The sequence below is a fragment of the Pseudomonas sp. HC1(2025) genome, from assembly GCF_058742075.1.
This window is the reverse complement of sequence record NZ_CP196017.1, coordinates 5,576,016-5,595,909: the sequence shown is the minus strand read 5'-3', so window position 1 is coordinate 5,595,909 and position 19,894 is coordinate 5,576,016. Positions and strand designations below refer to the sequence as shown.

Here is a 19,894-nt window from a genome sequence, read left to right as displayed (position 1 = left end):
TTAGTGTTTTTTATAATTCACAAGTGATAGTTCAAGACGCCAGACTCTTCCTGAACCGCGCCAACGCCACCGCAAAAAACAGCAACCCAATTCCCGCCAGCGCCAGCAAATCCGGCCACACCACGCTCACCCCCGCATCCCGGAACAGAATCGCCGCACTCAAACTCACAAAGTGCGTGGACGGCGAGCCCTGCATCACCCATTGCAACCATTCGGGCATGCTGTCCAACGGCGTACTGCCGCCTGATAACAGCAGCATCGGAATGATCACCGGGATCGCCAGCAAGCCGAACTGCGGCGTCGAGCGGGCGAGGGTGGCAAGGAAGATGCCCAAGGCGGTGCTGGCAAACAGGTATAACGCCGTCACCAGCAGGAACAGGCTCAACGAGCCGGCCAGCGGCACGCCGAGCAGGCCCTTGACCACCACTTCCAGGGACAGCCAGGTACACAGCACCACCACCAGCATATTGCTCCAGATTTTTGCCAGCATGATTTCCAGGGCGGTCAGCGGCAGCACCAGCAAATGGTCGAGGGTGCCGTGCTCGCGTTCGCGCAGCAGGGCGGTGCCGGTCAGTACGATGGCGAGGATGGTGATGTTGTTGACGATCTGGATCACCGCCAGGAACCAGCCACCTTCCAGGTTGGTGTTGAACAACGCGCGGGTGGTGAGGGCCGTTGGCGCGCGCTGGCTGGCGTCGGACTGGCCGCCGTAGGTCAGCAGTTCGCGCTGGAAAATCCGCCCTATATAGCCCGCGCCCATAAACGCCTGGCTCATGGCGGTGGCATCCACGTTGACCTGCACGCTCGGCTGGCGTCCGGCCAACAGGTCGGCCTGGAAATTGGCCGGCACGTTGATCACGAAAGTGTACTGGCCGCTGTCCATGACCTTGTCCAACTGGTCGTAGGGCAGTGGCACGGCAGGCTGGAACTCCGGTGGCTGCAGGGCTTCGGCCAACTGGCGCGACAATTGGCCGTGGTCTTCATCGACAAAGGCCACGCTGGCGTTATGCACGCCAATCACCGAGCCGGCCGCCGGCATGTAGATGGCGACGGTGAAGGCATAGAACAGAAACAGCAGCAGCACGCTGTCGTGGCGCAGGCTGGTGAGCTCTTTGACTCCCAGGCGCAGGATATGGGCGAACTTGTGCATCAGGCCTCCTGCTTCTTGAGCATGACCAGGCTCAGCCCGGTGAACCCCAGGAAAAACCCGAACAGCGCCAGGCACTGTGGCCACAGTTGGCGCAGGTCCAGGGCTTTGGTGAAGGTGCCGACGGCGACATCCAGGAAGTAACCGGCCGGAAACAGCATCCCCATCAGCGCCGCCGCCCCTTCCAGGGACGAGCGCGGCACGATCAACCCGGAGAACTGGATGGTCGGCAGGCTGGTGATAATCATGGTGCCAAGGATCGCCGCGATCTGGGTGCGGGTGAACGCGGAAATCAGCAGGCCCATGCTGGTGGTGGCCAGCACATACAGCAGGCCGCCAAACGCCAGGGTCAGGCCGCTGCCCTTGAACGGCACGCCGAACAGCCAGCGGTTCATCGCCACCAGCAAGGCCAGGTTGATCAGGCTGATCACCAGGTACGGCGCCTGTTTGCCAAGGAGGAACTCCAGGCGGGTAAGGGGCGTGGCGTAGAAGTTGGTGATCGAGCCCAGTTCCTTCTCGCGCACGATGCCCAGGGCGGTGAGCATGGCCGGGATAAACGCCAGGATCAGCGCCATCACACCCGGGCCGATGGCATTTACGCTGACCACGTCCTGGTTGTAGCGAAAGCGCGTTTCCAGCTTGGCCGCGGCCGGTTGGGACAGCGGTGTGCTGTTGAGTTCGGCCAGTTGCTGCAGGTTGGCCTGGTGTACGGCTTCTACATAATTGCGGCTGGTCTCGGCGCGAAACGGCATACCTCCATCGAGCCAGGCGGCCACCGCTGGTTGGCGCCCGGCGTAGAGGTCGCGGCCAAAGCCCGGGGGAATTTCCAAGGCCAGTTTGATTTCCGAACGTTGCAGGCGCCGGTGCAGCTCGGCCGAATCAGTGATCGGCGGCTGTTCGGCGAAGTAGCGCGAACTGCGGAAGGCCTCCAGATAGGCGCGGCTTTGCGGCGTCTGGTCCTGGTCATACACGGCGAAGGCGAGCTTCTCCACGTCCAGGGAAATGCCGTAGCCGAAGATCACCATCATGAAAATCGCCCCGAGCAGGGCAAAGGCCATGCGCACTTTATCGCGCAGCAGTTCCTTGCCTTCACGGCTGGCCACCGCCAGCAGGCGCGCCAGGCTGAAGCCGCGCTTGCTGACGGGCGGCGTGGTCGGCGTGCTGACGCTCGCGCTGGGCGCGGCGGTTTCCGGGGTTTGCTGGGCTTGCTCCAGGCAGGTGACGAACGCGGCTTCCAGGGTCTCGCCGTGGAATTGTCGTTGCAGGGCGTCTGGCGTGTCGCAGGCCAGCACCTTGCCTGCGTGCATCAACGAGATGCGGTCGCAGCGCTGGGCTTCGTTCATAAAGTGGGTGGAGAGGAAAATCGTCACCCCTTGCTCGCGGGACAACTCCACCAGCAAGCGCCAGAAATCGTCGCGGGCGGCGGGGTCCACACCCGATGTGGGTTCGTCGAGGATCAGCACTTCCGGGCGATGCAGCACCGCCACGGCCAGGGACAGGCGCTGACGCAAGCCCAGGGGCAACTCGCCGGAGGGTTGTTCGGCGACGCTGCCCAGGTCAAAACGCTGGATCAATTCTTCGATGCGTGGGCCGCTGTCGGCCTTGGGCAGATCAAATAGCTGTGCGTGCAGCACCAGGTTCTGGCGCACGCTGAGTTCGCCGTACAGCGAGAAGCTCTGGGACATGAAACCCACGCGCTTGCGGGTCGCCAGGTCCTTGGCATTCACCGGGTTGCCCAGCAGCGTGGCGCTGCCTTCACTGGCCGGCATCAGCCCGGTGAGGACTTTCATGGTGGTGGTCTTGCCGCAGCCGTTGGAGCCGAGAAAGCCGAAGATCTCGCCACGGCCAATGGCGAAGCTGACTTTGTTGACAGCGGTGAAGTCGCCAAAACGCAGGGTCAGGTCGTGGGCTTCGATGGCGATATCGGTGTTGTCGTTAGCCCGAGGGGGGATCACCAGCGGCTGGTTGTTGTGCGCGCTGTCGCCCTGGAAATGGGTGAAGGCTTCATCCAGCTTGCCACTGGGCGTAACAGCAGCCAGGTCACGGCTCAGGCCATCGGCAATCAGCTTGCCGCGGTCGAGCATCAGGCAGTGCTCGAACTGCTCGGCTTCTTCCATGTAGGCCGTGGCCACCAGCAGCGTCAGTTGTGGGCGCTCGCTGCGTACGGTTTCTACCAGTTCCCAGAAGCGCCGGCGTGACAAAGGGTCGACGCCGGTAGTCGGTTCATCGAGGATCAGCAGGTCCGGATCGTGGATCAACGCGCAGCACAGCCCCAGTTTTTGCTTCATCCCGCCCGACAGCTTGCCCGCGGGGCGGTCGGCGAAGCGTGCCAGGTCGGTGGCCAGCAACAGGTTGTGCATGCGCTGGTCGCAATCGGCTGTGGACAGGCCAAACAGGGTGGCGAAAAAACGGATGTTCTCGCTGATAGACAGCTCTGGATACAGGTTGCCGCCCAGGCCCTGGGGCATAAAGGCGATCAACGGGTACAGGCTGTTGCGGTGGCGGCGGTCTTCGATGGAACCGCCCAGCACCTGCAAGTCACCGGTCTGCAGCTTTTTGACCCCGGCGATCAAGCCCAGCAGGCTCGACTTGCCCGCGCCATCGGGGCCGATCAGGCCGCAGCGGGTGCCAGCCGGCAGGCTGAAGGCTATGTCGATCAGCGCCTGTTGCTTGCCGTAGCGGTGGTTGATGCCCGTGGCGTGCAGCGCCAGCCCGTTCATTGCAGGTTGGCCGGCCAGTCCAGCTCGGCAGTGCGCACGTAGCCGGCGCCGGGCATGCCGGGCTTGGCCTGGGGCACGGCGCTTGGTTGAGTCAGGCGCAGCTTGACGCGAAACACCAGTTTCTGGCGCTCGTCGCGGGTTTCCACTTCTTTGGGGGTGAACTGGGATTTGGCCGCGACAAAGCTGATTTTCGCTGGCAGCGGCTGATCCGGGAGGGCATCGAGCACGATCCGCGCTTCACTGCCCACGGTCAGGCGACCAGTGACGGAGGCGGGCAGGTAGAGGTTCATGTACTGGTCATTCGGATCGATCAGCAACAACACCCGCCCACCGGCGCCGAGCACTTCGCCAGGTTCGGCCAGGCGCAGTTGAATGATGCCGTCGATGGGCGCGCGCAGGCTGCTGTCGTCGATTTCGCTGGTCAGTTGCGCCACCTGGGCCTCGGCGGCACCAATGGCGGCCTTGACCGCATTCACCTGGGCCTGGGCGGCCACCACCGCCGCATTGCCGGTGTTCTGGCGTGCCTGCTGCTGGTCGATCAACTGCGCGCTGGCGAAGCCGCGGCGGTACAGCTCTTGGGTCCGCTTGAGTTCCTGGCTGGCCAGCAGGTTTTCGCTCTGGCGCAGTTGCACATTGGCTTGGGCCGCAGCGAAGTTTTCCTTGGCTCGCAGTACTTCGGCTTCGGCCTGGGAACGCTGGGCTTCCAGGGTGCGGGTGTCGATACGCGCCAGCAGTTGGCCCTTGAGCACCTTGTCGCCTTCATCGACCCGCACCTCGGCCAGGCGGCCGGGGATCTTGGTGGCGATCTGCACTTCGGTGGATTCCAGTCGGCCGTTGCCCATGCTCAAGCCTTCCGGCAGGCGGTCGAGGGTGGACTTCCAGTAACCGAAGCCGCCGGCGGCCACCAACAGCAAAATCAGGAGAAAGGCGAAGAATTGCGAACTGCGATGTGACGTCGACATGGGTGCATCCTGCGGTGTTAGCGTCCTAGTTTGCCGGGATCGTAACCGATAGCCGTTGATACCGGTCAAATGAATACCGTTAGGCGTTAGCGCAGCGCCATGACCGCCGCCCATTGCTCCGCTGTGACTGGCATCACTGACAGGCGACTGCCTTTTTGCACCAGCGGCAATTCGGCCAGGGCCGTCTGTTGCTTGAGGTAGCCCAGCCCGAGGACTTTGGGGAAGGTTTCGACGTGGGCCACGGTGATGGCGCTCCACGGATTCTTCTCGGGGGTGGCCTTGGCATCGAAGTAATGGCTATCAGGCTCCAGCGCGGTCGGGTCGGGGTAAGCCGCTTCGATGATTTTTCCTACGCCGGCAATGCCCGGTTCCGGGCAACTGGAGTGGTAAAAGAAGAACGCGTCGCCCACGGCCATGGCCCGCAGGAAATTGCGCGCCTGGTAATTGCGCACGCCGTCCCAGCGCGCCTCGCCGAGTTTTTCCAGGCCCTTGATGGACAGCTCATCGGGCTCGGATTTCATCAGCCAATAGGCCATGGTTTTGCTCCTTTGCAGGGGATTGGGCAGCTTGTCTGTCAATTTCATGACAAACCGACGGTCGGTTGACGCCAAGGTTTGCGTGTTGGTTCACGTTAACGCAGAATGCCGGGATTTTAAGCTTGACGCAGCTGGAACGGACTACTTTGGAACGTTGCTGTCATCGTGTGTGATATGCCTGAAGGGGGGCAATCGATGAAACGCAAACCGGATTTACTATGGATTTTGGTTATTTTGTTCGGTCTGGGCGTCGTGACCACCGGGTATGCGCAAAGCCTATGGTCGAACAAGACCCAAGCCCCGGTTGAATTTGCACAGCAGCAACAACAAACCTTCAAGCGTTGACGCTATTTCGGCGCCGTTGAGTCCAGCGGCGTCCCCTCTGCGACATACCATCTTCTATCGGTAACGGTGCCATTCAACGGCACGTCCCAGCTTGCCTGCGCCAGGCGTTCGACCTTCTGGCACTCATGGGCCAGCCCCAGCAGCGTCGGCTTGCGCCACGACGAGCGGCGCGCCAGGTACGCCAGGCTGCGATCGTAAAAACCGCCGCCCATGCCCAGCCGCCCGCCCGCATCATCAAAACCCACCAACGGCAGCAGCACCAGGTCCAGGGCCCAGACCTTGCGCTGGCGCCCGACATTGACCCGTGGCTCAAGAATGCCAAAGCGGTTGGGCGCGAGCTTTTCCCCAGGGCGCACGCGTTGGAACACCATCTTGGTCCGTGGCCAGGAGCTGAGCACCGGCAGGTAGGTGGCCTTGCCCCGGCGCTGGGCAGTGCGCAGCAGCAAGCGCGGATCGATTTCGCCATCCGTCGACAGGTACAGGGAGATATGTTTGGCCCGGCGAAACAGCGGGTGCTGTGCCAGTTGCCGATACAGGCCAAGCGCGGCCTGGCGTTGCTCGCTTGGCGTCAGGGCGCGGCGGGCCTTGCGCAACATGCGTCGAAGGTGCGGACGGGAAAGTGGCGCAGGTTCGGTCATGGTGTTCGGCTCATAAAACAATGCCAGTCCGGGGACTGGCATTGAGTTTGGGAATCAGGCTCCCCGACAGAACCGCTGTCGACTTAGCCCTTGAACCCGAAAGTTCAAGGTGGAAGATGCAGTAGGCTTTAAGGCTTTCCGTCTAGCGGACATGCACACCAGCCCAACGTGCAACTTCCAGGGTAGTGCGAATCGGCTCAGGGACATCGCCGACTGGCAAGCACGCCAGGGAGTGAGGCGAGTATACCCGAAATAGACGCGGCGATCAGCCCTTGGGTGGTTCCTGGTCGGTAGAAAGCACCAGGTCGACGCGCTCGAGCAGGTCACGCACTTGCTCGCGTGTCGAACCACTGGCCTGTACGTCAGGGCGTTCCTGCTTATGCAGCAAATCGTGGGTAATGTTCAGCGCGGCCATCACGGCGATACGGTCGGCGCCGATGACTTTGCCGCTGCTGCGGATTTCACGCATCTTGCCATCCAGGTAGCGGGCGGCGCTCACCAGGTTGCTGCGCTCCTCCTGGGGGCAGATGATCGAATACTCTTTGTCGAGAATCTGCACGGTGACGCTATTGCTTGAACTCATGAGTCTTGCTCCAGGGCCTTCAGGCGCGAAATCATCGATTCGACCTTACGCCGGGCGATTTCGTTTTTTTCAATGAGGTGCGCGCGTTCCTCGCGCCAGGTCTTTTCCTGAGCTAATAGGAGTCCGTTTTGACTCTTTAGTTGCTCGACCCGGGTAATTAGCAATTCGAGTCTGGCCATCAGCGCTTGCAAGTCGGCGTCTTCCATAGGGTTCCACTGGATTTGTCTGATGAATGGCAACTGCAGGATAAACGATCTGACGCCCTTGATAGTCGGGTGCGTCTGCCGGTGCTAGGATACAGCGCTTCATTCTAGACATCGCGCCGCCTGGCGCCTAGCTCATCATGCCTATTCAGAACTCCCCGTACGACGCTTTTTCCAAACTGCTGAGCTCCAGCGGTCACCCTTGCTCGCCTGCCGAACTGCATGGCGTGCTGCTGGGCCGTAGTTGCACCGGCGTCGGTTTTGACGCCGACACCTGGCTGGCCGACGTGGCCGAGCTGCTGGAAACCGAGCCTACCGAAAACGTGCGCAACGCGTTGATCGGCTTGCAAGAAATGGTTAAAGGCGAACTGACCGGTGATGACGTCACCGTGGTCCTGCTGCTGCCAACCGACGATGCGTCGCTCACCGAGCGTGCCGCTGCACTGGGCCAATGGTGCCAGGGTTTCCTCCATGGCTTTGGCGTGAACGCCGGCGGCCTGGAGCTGAGCACCGACGCCAAGGAAGTGTTGCAGGACCTCGCAGCCATCTCCCAGGTGCAAGATGCCCTGGAAGAATCCGAAGACGGCGAAGGCGACTATATGGAAGTCATGGAATACCTGCGCGTCGCGCCGTTGCTGCTGTTCACCGAGAACAAAAAGTCTGCTGAACCTGCTGCAACCAAGCCGTCGCTGCACTAAGAGAGGGAACCCACCTGCCCATGATCCATATCCCCAAAGCGGAATACACCCGCCGCCGCAAGGCGCTCATGGCGCAGATGGAACCCAACAGCATCGCGATCCTGCCGGCCGCTGCCGTGGCGATCCGCAACCGTGATGTCGAGCACGTGTACCGCCAGGACAGCGACTTCCAGTACCTGAGCGGCTTCCCCGAGCCCGAAGCGGTGATTGTGCTGATGCCTGGGCGCATTCACGGCGAATACGTGCTGTTCTGCCGTGAACGCAACGCCGAGCGCGAATTGTGGGACGGCCTGCGCGCTGGCACCGAAGGCGCGATTCGCGAATACGGCGCCGACGATGCGTTCCCGATTACCGATATCGACGACATCCTGCCCGGCCTGATCGAAGGCCGCGACCGGGTGTACTCGGCCATGGGCAGCAATGCCGAATTCGACCGGCACCTGATGGAGTGGATCAACGTGATCCGCTCCAAGGCGCACCTCGGTGCGCAGCCGCCGAACGAATTCGTTGCCCTGGATCATCTGCTGCACGACATGCGCCTGTATAAATCCGCCGCAGAAGTGAAGGTCATGCGCGAAGCCGCGCGGATTTCCTGCGCGGCCCATATTCGGGCGATGCAGGCCAGCCGCGCCGGGTTGCATGAGTTCAGCCTGGAAGCCGAGTTGGACTACGAATTCCGCCGGGGCGGGGCGAAGATGCCGGCCTATGGCTCCATCGTCGCCTCGGGGCGCAACAGTTGCATCCTGCACTACCAGCAGAATGACGCGCTGCTCAAGGACGGGGACCTGGTGTTGATCGACGCCGGTTGTGAAATCGACTGCTATGCCAGCGATATCACCCGCACCTGGCCGGTCAATGGCAAGTTCTCGGCCGAGCAGAAGGCGATCTACGAAATTGTGCTGGCCTCCCAGGACGCCGCCTTTGCCCAGATCGCGCCGAACAAGCACTGGAACCAGGCCCATGAGGCGACGGTGCAAGTCATCACCGCGGGGCTGGTGAAGCTGGGCTTGTTGCAGGGTGATGTGGACGAGTTGATCGCCAGCGAAGCCTACAAGGCGTTCTACATGCACCGCGCCGGGCACTGGCTGGGCATGGATGTGCATGATGTGGGCGAGTACAAGGTCGGCGGCGAATGGCGGGTGCTGGAAGTGGGCATGGCCCTGACCGTGGAGCCGGGCATCTACATTGCCCCGGACAACCAGAACGTGGCAAAGAAATGGCGTGGCATAGGCGTGCGCATCGAGGATGACGTGGTGGTGACCAAGCAAGGCTGTGAAATTCTGACCGGTGGCGTACCCAAGACCGTGGCCGAGATTGAAGCACTGATGGCGGCCGCCCGATGAGCCGGGTCAACCTGGCGATTATCGGTGGCGGCCTGGTGGGCGCCAGCCTGGCCTTGGCATTGCAGGCCGGGGCCAAGGCCCGTGGCTGGAAAATCGTGCTGATCGAACCCTTCGCCCCTGGCGACAGCTACCAGCCGAGCTACGACGCGCGTTCCTCGGCGTTGTCCTTTGGCGCGCGGCAGATCTACCAGCGCCTGGGTGTATGGCAAGACATTTCCCGACGTGCCGAACCGATCAAGAAAATCCATGTTTCCGACCGTGGGCGCTTCTCTACCGCACGCTTGTCGGCCCTTGAAGAGGGCGTACCGGCCCTGGGCTATGTGGTGGAAAACGCCTGGCTCGGGCAGTGCCTGTGGCAAGGCCTGGACAAAGACGTGATCAGTTGGCGCTGCCCCGCAGAAGTCAGCCGCATGGAACCGCTGGCCGATGGCTACCGCCTGACCCTCAACGATGAAACCGTCATTGAGTGCGACCTTGCGGTACTGGCCGATGGTGGCCGCTCCGGGCTGCGCGAGCAGTTGGGCATTGGCGTCAAGCAACGGCCTTACAACCAGAGTGCCCTGATCGCCAACATCACCCCCAGCGAAGCCCATAACGGCGAGGCGTTCGAGCGTTTCACCGACGAAGGCCCGATGGCCTTGCTGCCGCTGGCGGACAACCGTTGCGCGCTGGTCTGGACCCGCGTCGGCATGGACGCCCAGCGCCTGGCGCAGTTGGATGAGCGCAGTTTCCTCAGCGAGTTGCAGGGCGTGTTTGGCTATCGCCTGGGCACCCTGAAACAGGTCGGCGCGCGCCACTTGTATCCGCTGACGCTGGTGGAGGCCGAGGAGCAAGTGCGCTCGCACCTGGTGGTCCTGGGCAACGCCGCCCACAGCTTGCACCCGATTGCCGGCCAGGGTTTCAACCTGTCCCTGCGCGATGCCTATGCGTTGGCCGAGGCGTTGCTGTCCGGGCCCGCCGTGCCGGGTGACCTGGCGACCTTGCAGACCTACCGCGAACGCCAGCGCCTGGATCAACAACTGACCGTGGGCTTCTCCGACCAGGTCACCCGCCTGTTCGGCAGCGGCCAACCGCTGGTCGCCATGGGCCGTAACCTCGGCCTGCTGGGCCTGGACCTGCTGCCGCCGGCCAAACGCTGGTTCGCCCGGCAGGCCATGGGCCTGGGCACGCGCCCCGATGCGTAAGTGGCTGACGGAGCGCCTGGGCAAGGCGCGGTTGTTACGGTGGTTCTTGAGCCTGTACCCGCCGTACCTCGGCGCCGGGGTGCGGGTCCAGCACCTGAGTGCCGACTTTTGTCACGCCAAGGTGCGCATGGGCCTGGGCTGGTACAACCGCAATTACGTCGGTACGCAGTTTGGCGGCAGCCTGTATTCGATGGTCGACCCGTTCTACATGCTGATGCTGATGGAGAACCTGGGCCGCGACTACATCGTCTGGGACAAGGCGGCGAGCATCGATTTCATCTCGCCGGGCAAAGGCCCGGTGTTTGCCGAATTCTCCATCGACCAGGCCTTGCTCGATGAAGTGCGACGCCAGACCGAGGGCGGCGAGAAATACTTGCCGCACCTCAAGGTGCAGATTTACGACGGCTCCGGCACCCTGGTGGCGCGAGTCGACAAAACCCTTTACGTGCGGCGCAAGCCGCCAGCGAAACAGGCATAAAGCATGGACATGCGCGCAGATGTGCTGATTGTCGGGGCCGGAATGGTCGGAAGCGCCCTGGCGCTGGCGTTGCAGGGCAGTGGCCTGCAAGTGCTGCTGCTCGACGGCAGCCCGTTGAGCGTCAAGCCATTTGACGCTGATGCTCCGTTTGAACCGCGGGTGAGCGCCTTGTCGGCCGCCAGCCAGCGCATCCTCGACCGCCTGGGCGTGTGGGACGGCATCGCCAGTCGCCGCGCCAGCCCCTACGGCGAAATGCAGGTTTGGGATGGCAGCGGCACCGGGCAGATCCACTTCTCGGCGGCCAGTGTGCATGCCGAGGTGTTGGGGCATATCGTCGAAAACCGTGTGGTCCAGGACGCCCTGCTTGAGCGCCTGCACGACTGCGACCTGGGCCTGCTGGCCAATGCACGCCTGGAGCAGATGCGCCGCTCCGGCGATGACTGGCTGCTGACCCTGGCCGATGGCCGCACCCTGCGCGCGCCGCTGGTGATCGCCGCCGACGGCGCCAACTCGGCCGTGCGCCGCCTGACCGGCACCGCCACACGCGAATGGGATTACCTGCACCACGCCATCGTCACCAGCGTGCGCAGCAGCCAGCCGCACCAGCGTACGGCCTGGCAGCGCTTCACCGACCATGGCCCGCTGGCGTTCCTGCCGCTGGTGCGCGATGGCCAGGAAGATTGGTGCTCGATCGTCTGGTCGACCACGCCGAGCGAGTCCGAACGCTTGATGGCCCTGGACGACGAAAGCTTCTGTGGTGAACTGGAGCGCGCTTTTGAGGGTCGCCTGGGCAGCGTGGTCAGTGCCGACCCACGCCTGTGCGTACCGCTGCGCCAGCGCCACGCCAAGCGCTACGTCGCCGAAGGCCTGGCGCTGATTGGCGATGCCGCCCACGTTATTCACCCGTTGGCGGGGCAGGGCGTGAACCTGGGCTTCCTCGACGCCGCGGTGTTGGCCGAGGTGCTGCTAAAGGCGTGCGAGCGCGGTGAACGCTTGGCAGATGTGAAGGTGCTCAGTCGCTACGAGCGCCGGCGCATGCCGCACAACCTGGCGCTGATGGCGGCGATGGAGGGCTTTGAACGGTTGTTCCAGGCCGACCAGCTGCCGTTGCGCTGGTTGCGCAATGCCGGGCTGAAATTGGTCGACCAAATGCCCGAGGCCAAGGCGCTGTTTGTGCGTCAGGCGCTGGGCTTGACCGGCGACCTGCCGGACCTGGCCAAGCCCTGAGTGCGTTCCCGCTAGGAGCCGGCTTGCCGGCGATGAGGCCGGTTGCCGCAGGGTAAATTCTTCCCATGCAACATCTCGTAACGCCTGCGCCCAGTGTTTGGTTGAGATGCTAAATGTGAGTCCTTATCATTTGCGCTCACTTTTCCTACGAGAGACCGCACCTATGTTGGCACCCAAGCGCCTCCTGACTGCCCTGGCACTCACCCTTATCGCCAGCACCACCGTCCAGGCGGCTGACGAAGTGGTGGTCTACTCCTCTCGTATCGACGAGTTGATCAAGCCGGTGTTCGACGCCTACACCAAGAAAACCGGGGTGCAGGTGAAGTTCATCACCGACAAGGAAGCGCCGCTGATGCAGCGCATCAAGGCCGAAGGCCAGAACGCCACCGCCGACCTGCTGCTGACCGTCGATGGTGGCAACCTCTGGCAAGCCGAGCAGATGGGCATTCTGCAACCCTTCACCTCCAAGGTGATCGACGCCAACATCCCTGCACAATATCGCTCCTCCAGCCATGCCTGGACGGGCTTGAGCCTGCGGGCGCGCACCATCGCCTACTCCACCGACCGCGTGAAGCCGGCAGAGCTGACCACCTACGAAGCCCTGGCCGACAAGCAATGGGAAGGCCGCCTGTGCCTGCGTACCGCGAAGAAGGTCTACAACCAGTCGCTGACCGCCACCCTGATCGAAACCCATGGCGCAGAAAAGACTGAAGAAATCATCAAGGGCTGGGTCAATAACCTGTCCACCGACGTCTTCTCCGATGACATTGCGGTACTGCAGGCAATCAACGCCGGGCAGTGCGATGTGGGTATCGTCAACACCTACTACTACGGCCGCCTGCACAAGCAGGACCCGAAACTGGCGGTGAAACTGTTCTGGCCGAACCAGGGCGACCGTGGCGTGCACGTCAACCTGTCGGGCATCGGCCTGACCAAGTACGCCCCGCACCCGGAAGCCGCCAAGGCTCTGGTGGAGTGGATGACTACGCCTGAGGCGCAGAAGATCTTTGCCGACGTCAACCAGGAGTTCCCGGCCAACCCTGCGGTAGAACCCTCGGCTGAAGTGGCGAGCTGGGGCAAGTTCAAGGCGGACACCCTGCCGGTGGAAGTGGCGGGCAAGCGCCAGGCCGAGGCGATTCGCCTGATGGATCGCGCGGGCTGGAACTGAGTACAATTTGTAGCACGCCGCAGTTCTAATTAATGTGGGAGCGGCTTGTGTGGAAGCTGGCTTGCCTGCGATAGCATCACCCCGGCATCGCTGATAAACCGAGGTGTCTGCATCGCAGGCAAGCCAGCTCCCACACAAGCCCGCTCCCACAGTGTTTTGTGCAGGCCTGCGAATCATCCACAGCTTGAGAATTCCTTTTGGCCCACCCCGCCCAACGCCGCTGGTACCTGCCGGTCTTCACTGTCGCCGCCCTGGTGCTGCTGCCCCTGAGTGTCCTGTTGCTGTCCTGGCAAAGCATCGACACGCAAATCTGGTCGCACCTGTGGGACACCCAGATGCCGCGTCTGCTGGGCAACACCTTGACCCTGGTGGTGGGCGTCGGGGTAGGCGTAACGGTGCTGGGCGTGAGCCTGGCCTGGCTGACCAGCCTCTGCGAGTTCCCCGGCCGGCGCTGGCTGGACTGGGCGTTGATGCTGCCGTTTGCCATCCCGGCCTATGTCCTGGCGTTTGTCTTCGTGGGTTTGCTGGATTTCTCCGGGCCGGTACAAACCCTGCTGCGCGAATGGTTCGGCATGGGCCTGCGCCTGCCGCGCGTGCGCTCCACCAGTGGCGTGATCATCGTGCTGGTGCTGGTGTTCTATCCCTACGTCTACCTGCTGGCGCGCACCGCGTTCCTGGCGCAGGGCAAGGGGTTGATGGAAGCGGCGCGGGTGCTGGGCCAGTCGCCCTGGCAGGCGTTCTGGCGGGTGGCCCTGCCCATGGCGCGCCCGGCCATCGGCGCCGGCGTAGCCTTGGCGTTGATGGAAACCCTGGCGGACTTCGGCGCGGTGTCGGTGTTTAACTTCGACACCTTCACCACCGCCATCTACAAGACCTGGTATGGCTTTTTCAGCCTGTCCAGCGCCGCACAACTGGCGAGCCTGCTGCTGTTGGTGGTGATGCTGGTGCTCTACGGCGAGCGCCGGGCCCGTGGCGCCAGCCGCCCGAGCAACGAGCGACCGCGGGGCAAGGCGCTCTATCACCTGCATGGCGTCAAGGCCGCCGCCGCCACCGGCTGGTGCGCCCTGGTGTTTGCCTGTGCCTTTGTTATCCCGATGCTCCAGCTGCTGGCCTGGTTCTGGCAGCGCGGGCGTTTCGACCTCGACGAGCGCTATGCCGGGCTGATCGTGCATACCCTCTACCTGGGCGGCATGGCCGCGCTGATCACCGTCAGCGTGGCGTTGCTGCTGGCCTTCGCCAACCGCCTGGCGCCGACCCGGGCTATCCGCTCCGGGGTCAGCCTGGGAAACCTGGGCTATGCCTTGCCGGGTTCGGTATTGGCGGTGTCGATCATGCTGGCTTTCAGCTATCTGGACCGCGAGTTGGTGATTCCGGTTTCCAGCTGGCTGGGCGGCGCTGGCAAACCTTTGCTGCTGGGCAGCCTGTCGGCGCTGGTGATGGCCTATCTGGTGCGTTTCCTGGCCGTGGCCTATGGCCCGCTGGAAAACAGCCTGGCGCGCATCCGCCCGTCCTTGCCGGAAGCAGCGCGCAGCCTGGGGGTAAGTGGGCCACGACTGTTTTGCAAAGTGTATCTGCCACTTTTACTGCCTGGCACCTTGAGCGCGGCCTTGCTGGTGTTTGTCGATGTGCTCAAGGAAATGCCCGCGACCCTGCTGATGCGCCCATTCGGCTGGGACACGCTGGCGGTACGCATCTTCGAGATGACCAGCGAGGGCGAGTGGGCGCGTGCCTCGTTGCCCGCCCTGACCCTGGTGTTGGTCGGCCTGTTGCCGGTCATCGGCTTGATCCGACGTTCGGCGCGACGAATCGGTTAGGTGCCAGTCCTACGGCTTGAGGCTACAATGCGCGGCATTCGGTGCGGCCCGTCTTCCGGGCAGGGTGGCTGATTGTGGCTGCAGGCCTTGTATTTCAAGGTGTGTAGCCCGAACGGCAACCGTCCGCACCTTCGCCACGCCCGGAAGGAGAAACCCATGGGACAGCGTACGCCTCTGTATGACCTGCATCTCGCCCTCGGCGCGAAAATGGTCGATTTTGGCGGTTGGGATATGCCTCTGCACTACGGCTCGCAAGTCGAGGAGCACCATCAGGTGCGCCGTGACTGCGGGGTGTTTGATGTTTCCCACATGACCGTGATCGATATCTCAGGCCACCAGGCCAGGGAGTGGCTGCAGTACTTGCTGGCCAATGATGTCGATCGTTTGCATGGCTGCGGCCATGCGCTGTACAGCGCCATGCTCAACGAGCAGGGCGGGGTGGTGGACGACATGATTGTCTACCGCACCGAAGACGGTTACCGGCTGGTGGTCAATGCGGCCACCCGCGACCAGGATATCGCGTGGATGCAGGCCCAGTTGGGCAGCTATCAGGTGCTGATGCGTGAGCGCCCGGACCTGGCCATGCTGGCGATCCAGGGGCCCCAGGCCCGGCACAAGATTGCCGAGCTGGTCACCCAGTCTCGCGGCGTGCTGATCCACCAGCTCAAGCCTTTCGAGGGCCGCGCCGACGGCGACTGGTTTATCGCACGCACAGGCTATACCGGCGAAGATGGCCTGGAAATCGTCCTGCCCGCCGACCAGGCCCCGGGCTTTTTCAACGACCTGGTGGGCGCGGGCATCTCGCCTATCGGCCTGGGTGCGCGTGACACCCTGCGCCTGGAGGCCGGCATGAACCTCTACGGCCAGGATATCCACCTGAATGTGTCACCGTTGGCCGCCAATATGGCCTGGAGCATCGCCTGGGAGCCCGCGGGCCGCGACTTCATCGGGCGTGCCGCCCTGGAGGTTGAACGGGCCGCCGGAGTGCAGCTCAAGCTGGTGGGTTTGGTGCTGGAAGAACGCGGGGTTTTACGCGCTCATCAAGTGGTTCGTATCGCCGATGTTGGCGAAGGAGAGATCACCAGTGGTAGTTTCTCTCCTACGCTGAGTAAATCCATTGCCCTGGCGCGTGTACCGATGGCAACCGCTGACCGCGCGGAAGTAGAGATTCGCGGCAAGTGGTACCCGGTGCGAGTGGTCAAGCCGACCTTCGTGCGCCATGGCAAGACCTTGATCTAACCTTTTGCGGCAGGCCAATGGCCGCTGACATTTCTTTTTGAGGACACAGACTATGAGCGATATCCCTGCCGCACTGCGTTTTGCCGAAAGCCACGAATGGGCACGCCTGGAAGCGGATGGCACCGTGACCGTCGGGATCTCCGATCACGCCCAGGAAGCGTTGGGTGATGTGGTGTTTGTTGAGTTGGCGGAAGTGGGCAAGGTGTTCGCCGCAGGCGACGCCGCGGGCGTAGTCGAGTCGGTGAAGGCTGCTTCGGATATCTACTCGCCGGTTTCGGGTGAAGTGATTGCGGTCAACGAGGATTTGGCCGATGCCCCTGAGTCGCTCAATGAAAAGCCTTACGAGGCCTGGATCTTCAAGGTCCAGCCAAGCAATGCCGCCGAACTGGAAAAACTGCTGGATGCCGCTGGCTACAAAGCTGCCATCGGCGAATAACACCGTCCCCTGCAGGAGCCGGCAAGCCGGCTCCTGCAACGGTCAGGGCTTGAGCACCTGCTTCACCGCCGCAACAGCCCGCTCCACATCCGCCTTGGTCATCGCCGTAAACATCGGCAACGACACAATCAAGCGCCCGACGCTTTCCGCAACCGGAAACATGCCTTCCTTGAACCCCTGTGCCCGATACAGGCTCAGCAGGTGGATCGGCGGGTAGTGATAGCCAATGCCCACGCCCTGGGCCTGCATCTGCTCCATGAACGTAGCGCGGGCCGGCAGGCCATCCGAACGCTCGGGCAGAACCAGTTGGAACAGGTGCCAGTTGCTGTTTTCAAAGTCCGCAGGCGGCAGTTGTGCGCCGTACGTTGCCTCGAAATCGCTGCCCAAACACTCGAAGTAATGCCGGGCCAGGGCCTGGCGATGGGCCGTGATCTGCTCGAGATGGGCAAACTGGCCCAGGCCGATGGCGGCGGCGATATCGGTCATGTTGAACTTGCCGCCCAGCACATCCACGTCCAGGCCATCGAACCCACTGCGGGTCACGCCTTGCAGGCGGTATTTCTCCGCCAGGCGCGCTTCTTCAGCGTTGTTCAACACCAGGCAGCCGCCTTCGGAACAGGTGATGTTCTTGTTCGCCTGGAAGCTGAACGAGACAAAATCCCCGGTGGCGCCAATTCGCTGGCCATCCCAACTGGAGCCCAATGCCTGGGCGGCGTCCTCGATGATCCGCAGCCCGTACTTGTTGGCCAGTGCATAGAGCATCGGCATGTCCAGCGGCAGGCCGGCCAGGTACACCGGGATGATCGCCTTGGTGCGCGGCGTAATGGCGGCTTCCACCTGGGCCAGGTCGATATTGCGGGTCACCGGGTCAATATCGGCAAACACTGGCGTGGCGCCTACCTCCAGAATCACGTTGGCCGTTGCCACCCAGGAAATCGGCGTGGTGATCACTTCATCCCCCGGCCCGACACCGGCGATACGCAAGGCGATCTCCATGGTGCAGGTGCCAGAGTTGAAGGTGCGCACCGGCCGGCCGCCAAAATATTCCGACAATTGTGCTTCGAACGCCTGCACCTTGGGCCCGCTGGTGATCCAGCCGGAACGCAACACTTCACCGACTGCCGCGATAGTGGCTTCATCAATGGTCGGTTTTGAAAACGGCAGGAAAGGCAGTTGGCTCATGACGTTGAAAGCATCCGTTTTAAGAGGAACTAAGAAAAAAAGCTCATATCAACCCCAGCATCGTCGCACGGGGTAACTGAATATAGCCTGTCATCCGTGAACGAATCGTCGAACGGCAGGCACAAAAAAGCCGCTTTTGAAGCGGCTTTTTTGTGCCCGGTTTACTCGGCGGCGATGGCGTTCTTCGCCAGGATGGCGTTGGCCAGTTCCATGTCAGTGGCCTTCAGGCCTGGGTTGTCGGCACGCACTTTCTGCATGGCGGCTTCCAGGTAAGGGCCACGGATGCCGCCGTCGCTGGCGACGAAGCTACCGGCGTCGTCCTGGGCGGCGACTACCAGCTTGTGGTCCTTGAAGGTCAGATACGTGGAGCCGGTGGTGGCGCCCGATGAGATGACATTACGCCAGAAGCTGTCGGCCATGGCCGATCCAACTGGGAGGGAAAGCACGGCGAGGGTGGCGACAGCATATTTGAGACGCATGATGGGTGACTCCGACTTGGGTTATCTGAACAGTTTGATTGTAGATAACCCAGCCTAGTTCCATGGCTGACTAAACAGTTTCGACCCGCAGAATCACGCCTTCCTGGCCAATCACCCGTACTTGAGCCCCTACAGGCGCATCAGGCCCGGTGACCATCCACACGCCATCGCCGACCTTGACTTTGCCCCGGCCATCGATAATCGCCTGATGCACCACAAAGGTGCGGCCAATCAGCTCCGAACCACGCATATTCAGGCCCGGCTGATCGCTGGCCTTGGCACTGCTGCGCTGGCGCTTCCACCAGTACACCGCCGTCAGGATCGACAGCACCGCAAACAGCAGCAGTTGCAGCTCCAGCCCAAGCCCTGGAATCAGGAACTTGAGCACGCCAACCGCTGCCGCCGCGATCCCCATCCACAACAGATAGCCGCCGGCACCAAACACTTCGAGAATCAGCAGCACGGTGCCCAGCGCCAGCCAATCCCAGAACGACAGGTGTTGCAGGAATTCCCACATGGCGCGAGCCTCAGGCTTTCTTGTTGTCGAAGGTGGCCTTGACGATTTCGCCGATGCCGCCCACCGCGCCAATGACCTGGCTGGCTTCCAGCGGCATCAGGATCACTTTGCTGTTGTTGGCCGAGGCCAGCTTGCCCAGGGCATCGATGTATTTCTGCGCGACAAAGTAGTTGATGGCCTGCACGTTACCGGTGGCAATCGCCTCCGATACCACCTGTGTGGCGCGCGCTTCGGCTTCAGCCTGACGCTCACGGGCTTCAGACTCCAGGAACGCAGCCTGGCGACCCCCTTCGGCCTCGAGGATCTGCGCCTGCTTCTTGCCTTCGGCGGTCAGGATGGCGGAGGCACGCAGGCCTTCGGCTTCGAGGATCTGGGCACGCTTGATCCGCTCGGCTTTCATCTGGCCGGACATGGCGGCCATCAAGTCGGCAGGCGGGCTGATGTCCTTGATCTCGATGCGGGTGATCTTGATGCCCCACGGCGCGGTGGCTTCATCGACCGTGCGCAGCAGCTTCTCGTTGATGCCGTCGCGCTGGCTGAGCATGGCGTCCAGTTCCATGGAACCGAGCACCGTACGGATGTTGGTTTGCAGCAGGTTGCGGATCGCATGTTCGAGGTTGTTGACCTCGTAGGCCGCCTGGGCGGTATTCACCACCTGGAAGAAGCACACCGCGTCGATCTGCACCGTGGCGTTATCGGCCGTGATCACCTCCTGGGGCGGAATATCCAGCACGCTTTCCATCACGTTGATCTTGCGCCCGATGCGGTCCATCACCGGAATGATGATATTCAGGCCAGGCTTGAGCGTGTTGGTGTAGCGGCCGAAGCGCTCCACCGTCCATTGGTAGCCCTGGGGCACGACTTTGAAGCCCATGAACAGGATGGCAATGGCCAAGCCTACGAAGAGGAGAAGCACTGTTCCGATCTGCATAACGATTCCTTGTCTGGTGGTGGCGGTACGCGAAGTCTGTCGATTGTAACGGGCTTGTCGCAGA

General features: G+C 62.5%; 21 protein-coding genes and 1 other RNA gene. 10 read left to right on the top strand and 12 right to left on the bottom strand.

Translation table 11 applies throughout. The features are described 5' to 3' along the window. Nucleotides 1-31: 31 nt before the first annotated feature. From ACSSVH_RS25250 to ACSSVH_RS25235, 4 genes are all read right to left on the bottom strand, one after another. Complete coding sequence (locus ACSSVH_RS25250) at nt 32-1,150, bottom strand: ABC transporter permease (protein ID WP_492633865.1); 1,119 nt, start codon at nt 1,148-1,150, stop codon at nt 32-34. Further along, a complete protein-coding gene (rbbA, locus tag ACSSVH_RS25245) occupies nt 1,150-3,867 on the bottom strand; it encodes a ribosome-associated ATPase/putative transporter RbbA (protein ID WP_169955013.1) in 2,718 nt (905 codons plus the stop codon). The genes ACSSVH_RS25250 and rbbA overlap by 1 nt, the downstream gene beginning before the upstream one ends. Continuing rightward, on the bottom strand, nt 3,864-4,829 hold the full coding sequence (locus tag ACSSVH_RS25240; RefSeq protein ID WP_492633864.1) for an HlyD family secretion protein: 966 nt from the start codon (nt 4,827-4,829) through the stop codon (nt 3,864-3,866). Before ACSSVH_RS25240 ends, rbbA begins: the two co-directional genes overlap by 4 nt. Before the next feature lie 86 nt (nt 4,830-4,915). Then, nucleotides 4,916-5,365: an EVE domain-containing protein gene (locus tag ACSSVH_RS25235; protein ID WP_170042107.1), complete on the bottom strand. Its 450-nt coding sequence runs from the start codon at nt 5,363-5,365 to the stop codon at nt 4,916-4,918. 195 nt (nt 5,366-5,560) lie between these two features. Here ACSSVH_RS25235 and ACSSVH_RS25230 point away from each other — a divergent pair, with 195 nt between their 5' ends. Then, nucleotides 5,561-5,710, top strand: coding sequence for a hypothetical protein (locus tag ACSSVH_RS25230; protein WP_169955010.1), 150 nt, complete (start codon nt 5,561-5,563; stop codon nt 5,708-5,710). Nucleotides 5,711-5,712: 2 nt separating this feature from the next. Here the strand turns inward: ACSSVH_RS25230 and ACSSVH_RS25225 are convergent, their stop codons facing one another. The 4 genes from ACSSVH_RS25225 to ACSSVH_RS25210 form a co-directional block, all read right to left on the bottom strand. Beyond that, nucleotides 5,713-6,348: a 5-formyltetrahydrofolate cyclo-ligase gene (locus tag ACSSVH_RS25225; RefSeq protein WP_492633863.1), complete on the bottom strand. Its 636-nt coding sequence runs from the start codon at nt 6,346-6,348 to the stop codon at nt 5,713-5,715. A gap of 56 nt (nt 6,349-6,404) precedes the next feature. Further along, nucleotides 6,405-6,583: non-coding RNA, 6S RNA (ssrS, locus tag ACSSVH_RS25220), on the bottom strand. A gap of 30 nt (nt 6,584-6,613) precedes the next feature. After that, nucleotides 6,614-6,931, bottom strand: coding sequence for a cell division protein ZapA (locus ACSSVH_RS25215; RefSeq protein WP_029289530.1), 318 nt, complete (start codon nt 6,929-6,931; stop codon nt 6,614-6,616). Next, the gene (locus ACSSVH_RS25210; protein WP_057440444.1) at nt 6,928-7,137 is read right to left on the bottom strand and encodes a TIGR02449 family protein; all 210 of its coding nucleotides are present in this window, start codon (nt 7,135-7,137) and stop codon (nt 6,928-6,930) included. Before ACSSVH_RS25210 ends, ACSSVH_RS25215 begins: the two co-directional genes overlap by 4 nt. A gap of 137 nt (nt 7,138-7,274) precedes the next feature. Here ACSSVH_RS25210 and ACSSVH_RS25205 point away from each other — a divergent pair, with 137 nt between their 5' ends. The 9 genes from ACSSVH_RS25205 (at nt 7,275) to gcvH (ending at nt 16,721) form a co-directional block, all read left to right on the top strand. After that, nucleotides 7,275-7,832, top strand: a complete 558-nt coding sequence (locus ACSSVH_RS25205) for a YecA/YgfB family protein (protein WP_492633862.1) — start codon at nt 7,275-7,277, stop codon at nt 7,830-7,832. A gap of 20 nt (nt 7,833-7,852) precedes the next feature. Next, a complete protein-coding gene (gene pepP / locus ACSSVH_RS25200; RefSeq protein WP_169955007.1) occupies nt 7,853-9,175 on the top strand; it encodes a Xaa-Pro aminopeptidase in 1,323 nt (440 codons plus the stop codon). Continuing rightward, nucleotides 9,172-10,359: a 2-octaprenyl-6-methoxyphenyl hydroxylase gene (gene ubiH / locus ACSSVH_RS25195; protein WP_492633861.1), complete on the top strand. Its 1,188-nt coding sequence runs from the start codon at nt 9,172-9,174 to the stop codon at nt 10,357-10,359. Before pepP ends, ubiH begins: the two co-directional genes overlap by 4 nt. Then, nucleotides 10,352-10,837, top strand: coding sequence for a DUF4442 domain-containing protein (locus tag ACSSVH_RS25190; RefSeq protein WP_169955005.1), 486 nt, complete (start codon nt 10,352-10,354; stop codon nt 10,835-10,837). Before ubiH ends, ACSSVH_RS25190 begins: the two co-directional genes overlap by 8 nt. 9 nt (nt 10,838-10,846) lie before the next feature. Next, the gene (locus ACSSVH_RS25185; protein ID WP_432755787.1) at nt 10,847-12,064 is read left to right on the top strand and encodes a 2-octaprenyl-3-methyl-6-methoxy-1,4-benzoquinol hydroxylase; all 1,218 of its coding nucleotides are present in this window, start codon (nt 10,847-10,849) and stop codon (nt 12,062-12,064) included. A 163-nt stretch (nt 12,065-12,227) separates the two neighbouring features. Continuing rightward, a complete protein-coding gene (locus tag ACSSVH_RS25180) occupies nt 12,228-13,232 on the top strand; it encodes an extracellular solute-binding protein (protein WP_169955004.1) in 1,005 nt (334 codons plus the stop codon). Between the two features lie 197 nt (nt 13,233-13,429). Beyond that, nucleotides 13,430-15,046 (top strand): ABC transporter permease, encoded by a 1,617-nt coding sequence (locus ACSSVH_RS25175; protein ID WP_169955003.1) that lies wholly within the window; start codon nt 13,430-13,432, stop codon nt 15,044-15,046. A 156-nt stretch (nt 15,047-15,202) separates the two neighbouring features. Continuing rightward, complete coding sequence (gene gcvT, locus ACSSVH_RS25170; protein ID WP_492633860.1) at nt 15,203-16,285, top strand: glycine cleavage system aminomethyltransferase GcvT; 1,083 nt, start codon at nt 15,203-15,205, stop codon at nt 16,283-16,285. A 52-nt stretch (nt 16,286-16,337) separates the two neighbouring features. Continuing rightward, nucleotides 16,338-16,721, top strand: coding sequence for a glycine cleavage system protein GcvH (gene gcvH, locus ACSSVH_RS25165; protein WP_170042113.1), 384 nt, complete (start codon nt 16,338-16,340; stop codon nt 16,719-16,721). A gap of 42 nt (nt 16,722-16,763) precedes the next feature. On the opposite strand, the gene ACSSVH_RS25160 is transcribed toward gcvH, so the two are convergent. The 4 genes from ACSSVH_RS25160 to ACSSVH_RS25145 all read right to left on the bottom strand — a co-directional run bounded on the left by ACSSVH_RS25160 (nt 16,764) and on the right by ACSSVH_RS25145 (nt 19,830). Next, nucleotides 16,764-17,903: a DegT/DnrJ/EryC1/StrS family aminotransferase gene (locus tag ACSSVH_RS25160; protein WP_169955000.1), complete on the bottom strand. Its 1,140-nt coding sequence runs from the start codon at nt 17,901-17,903 to the stop codon at nt 16,764-16,766. A gap of 161 nt (nt 17,904-18,064) precedes the next feature. Beyond that, nucleotides 18,065-18,382, bottom strand: coding sequence for a DUF2388 domain-containing protein (locus ACSSVH_RS25155; RefSeq protein ID WP_057440438.1), 318 nt, complete (start codon nt 18,380-18,382; stop codon nt 18,065-18,067). A gap of 70 nt (nt 18,383-18,452) precedes the next feature. Next, nucleotides 18,453-18,899 carry an NfeD family protein gene (locus tag ACSSVH_RS25150; protein ID WP_169954999.1) on the bottom strand — a complete coding sequence of 149 codons (447 nt, stop codon included), beginning with the start codon at nt 18,897-18,899 and terminating at the stop codon, nt 18,453-18,455. 10 nt (nt 18,900-18,909) lie between these two features. Then, nucleotides 18,910-19,830: an SPFH domain-containing protein gene (locus tag ACSSVH_RS25145; protein ID WP_027608388.1), complete on the bottom strand. Its 921-nt coding sequence runs from the start codon at nt 19,828-19,830 to the stop codon at nt 18,910-18,912. Between the last annotated feature and the right edge of the window lie 64 nt (nt 19,831-19,894).

Excerpts from the sequence above, each read along its gene's own strand:
- ACSSVH_RS25210 (WP_057440444.1), bottom strand. The coding sequence starts at position 7,137 with ATGGAAGACGCCGACTTGCAAGCGCTGATGGCCAGACTCGAATTGCTA.
- ACSSVH_RS25235 (WP_170042107.1), bottom strand. The coding sequence starts at position 5,365 with ATGGCCTATTGGCTGATGAAATCCGAGCCCGATGAGCTGTCCATCAAG.
- ACSSVH_RS25250 (WP_492633865.1), bottom strand. The coding sequence starts at position 1,150 with ATGCACAAGTTCGCCCATATCCTGCGCCTGGGAGTCAAAGAGCTCACC.
- rbbA (WP_169955013.1), bottom strand. The coding sequence starts at position 3,867 with ATGAACGGGCTGGCGCTGCACGCCACGGGCATCAACCACCGCTACGGC.
- ACSSVH_RS25230 (WP_169955010.1), top strand. The coding sequence starts at position 5,561 with ATGAAACGCAAACCGGATTTACTATGGATTTTGGTTATTTTGTTCGGT.
- ACSSVH_RS25180 (WP_169955004.1), top strand. The coding sequence starts at position 12,228 with ATGTTGGCACCCAAGCGCCTCCTGACTGCCCTGGCACTCACCCTTATC.
- ACSSVH_RS25145 (WP_027608388.1), bottom strand. The coding sequence starts at position 19,830 with ATGCAGATCGGAACAGTGCTTCTCCTCTTCGTAGGCTTGGCCATTGCC.
- ACSSVH_RS25215 (WP_029289530.1), bottom strand. The coding sequence starts at position 6,931 with ATGAGTTCAAGCAATAGCGTCACCGTGCAGATTCTCGACAAAGAGTAT.
- ACSSVH_RS25185 (WP_432755787.1), top strand. The coding sequence starts at position 10,847 with ATGCGCGCAGATGTGCTGATTGTCGGGGCCGGAATGGTCGGAAGCGCC.
- gcvH (WP_170042113.1), top strand. The coding sequence starts at position 16,338 with ATGAGCGATATCCCTGCCGCACTGCGTTTTGCCGAAAGCCACGAATGG.
- ACSSVH_RS25160 (WP_169955000.1), bottom strand. The coding sequence starts at position 17,903 with ATGAGCCAACTGCCTTTCCTGCCGTTTTCAAAACCGACCATTGATGAA.
- ACSSVH_RS25190 (WP_169955005.1), top strand. The coding sequence starts at position 10,352 with ATGCGTAAGTGGCTGACGGAGCGCCTGGGCAAGGCGCGGTTGTTACGG.
- ACSSVH_RS25155 (WP_057440438.1), bottom strand. The coding sequence starts at position 18,382 with ATGCGTCTCAAATATGCTGTCGCCACCCTCGCCGTGCTTTCCCTCCCA.
- ubiH (WP_492633861.1), top strand. The coding sequence starts at position 9,172 with ATGAGCCGGGTCAACCTGGCGATTATCGGTGGCGGCCTGGTGGGCGCC.
- ACSSVH_RS25150 (WP_169954999.1), bottom strand. The coding sequence starts at position 18,899 with ATGTGGGAATTCCTGCAACACCTGTCGTTCTGGGATTGGCTGGCGCTG.
- ACSSVH_RS25240 (WP_492633864.1), bottom strand. The coding sequence starts at position 4,829 with ATGTCGACGTCACATCGCAGTTCGCAATTCTTCGCCTTTCTCCTGATT.
- pepP (WP_169955007.1), top strand. The coding sequence starts at position 7,853 with ATGATCCATATCCCCAAAGCGGAATACACCCGCCGCCGCAAGGCGCTC.
- gcvT (WP_492633860.1), top strand. The coding sequence starts at position 15,203 with ATGGGACAGCGTACGCCTCTGTATGACCTGCATCTCGCCCTCGGCGCG.
- ACSSVH_RS25205 (WP_492633862.1), top strand. The coding sequence starts at position 7,275 with ATGCCTATTCAGAACTCCCCGTACGACGCTTTTTCCAAACTGCTGAGC.
- ACSSVH_RS25225 (WP_492633863.1), bottom strand. The coding sequence starts at position 6,348 with ATGACCGAACCTGCGCCACTTTCCCGTCCGCACCTTCGACGCATGTTG.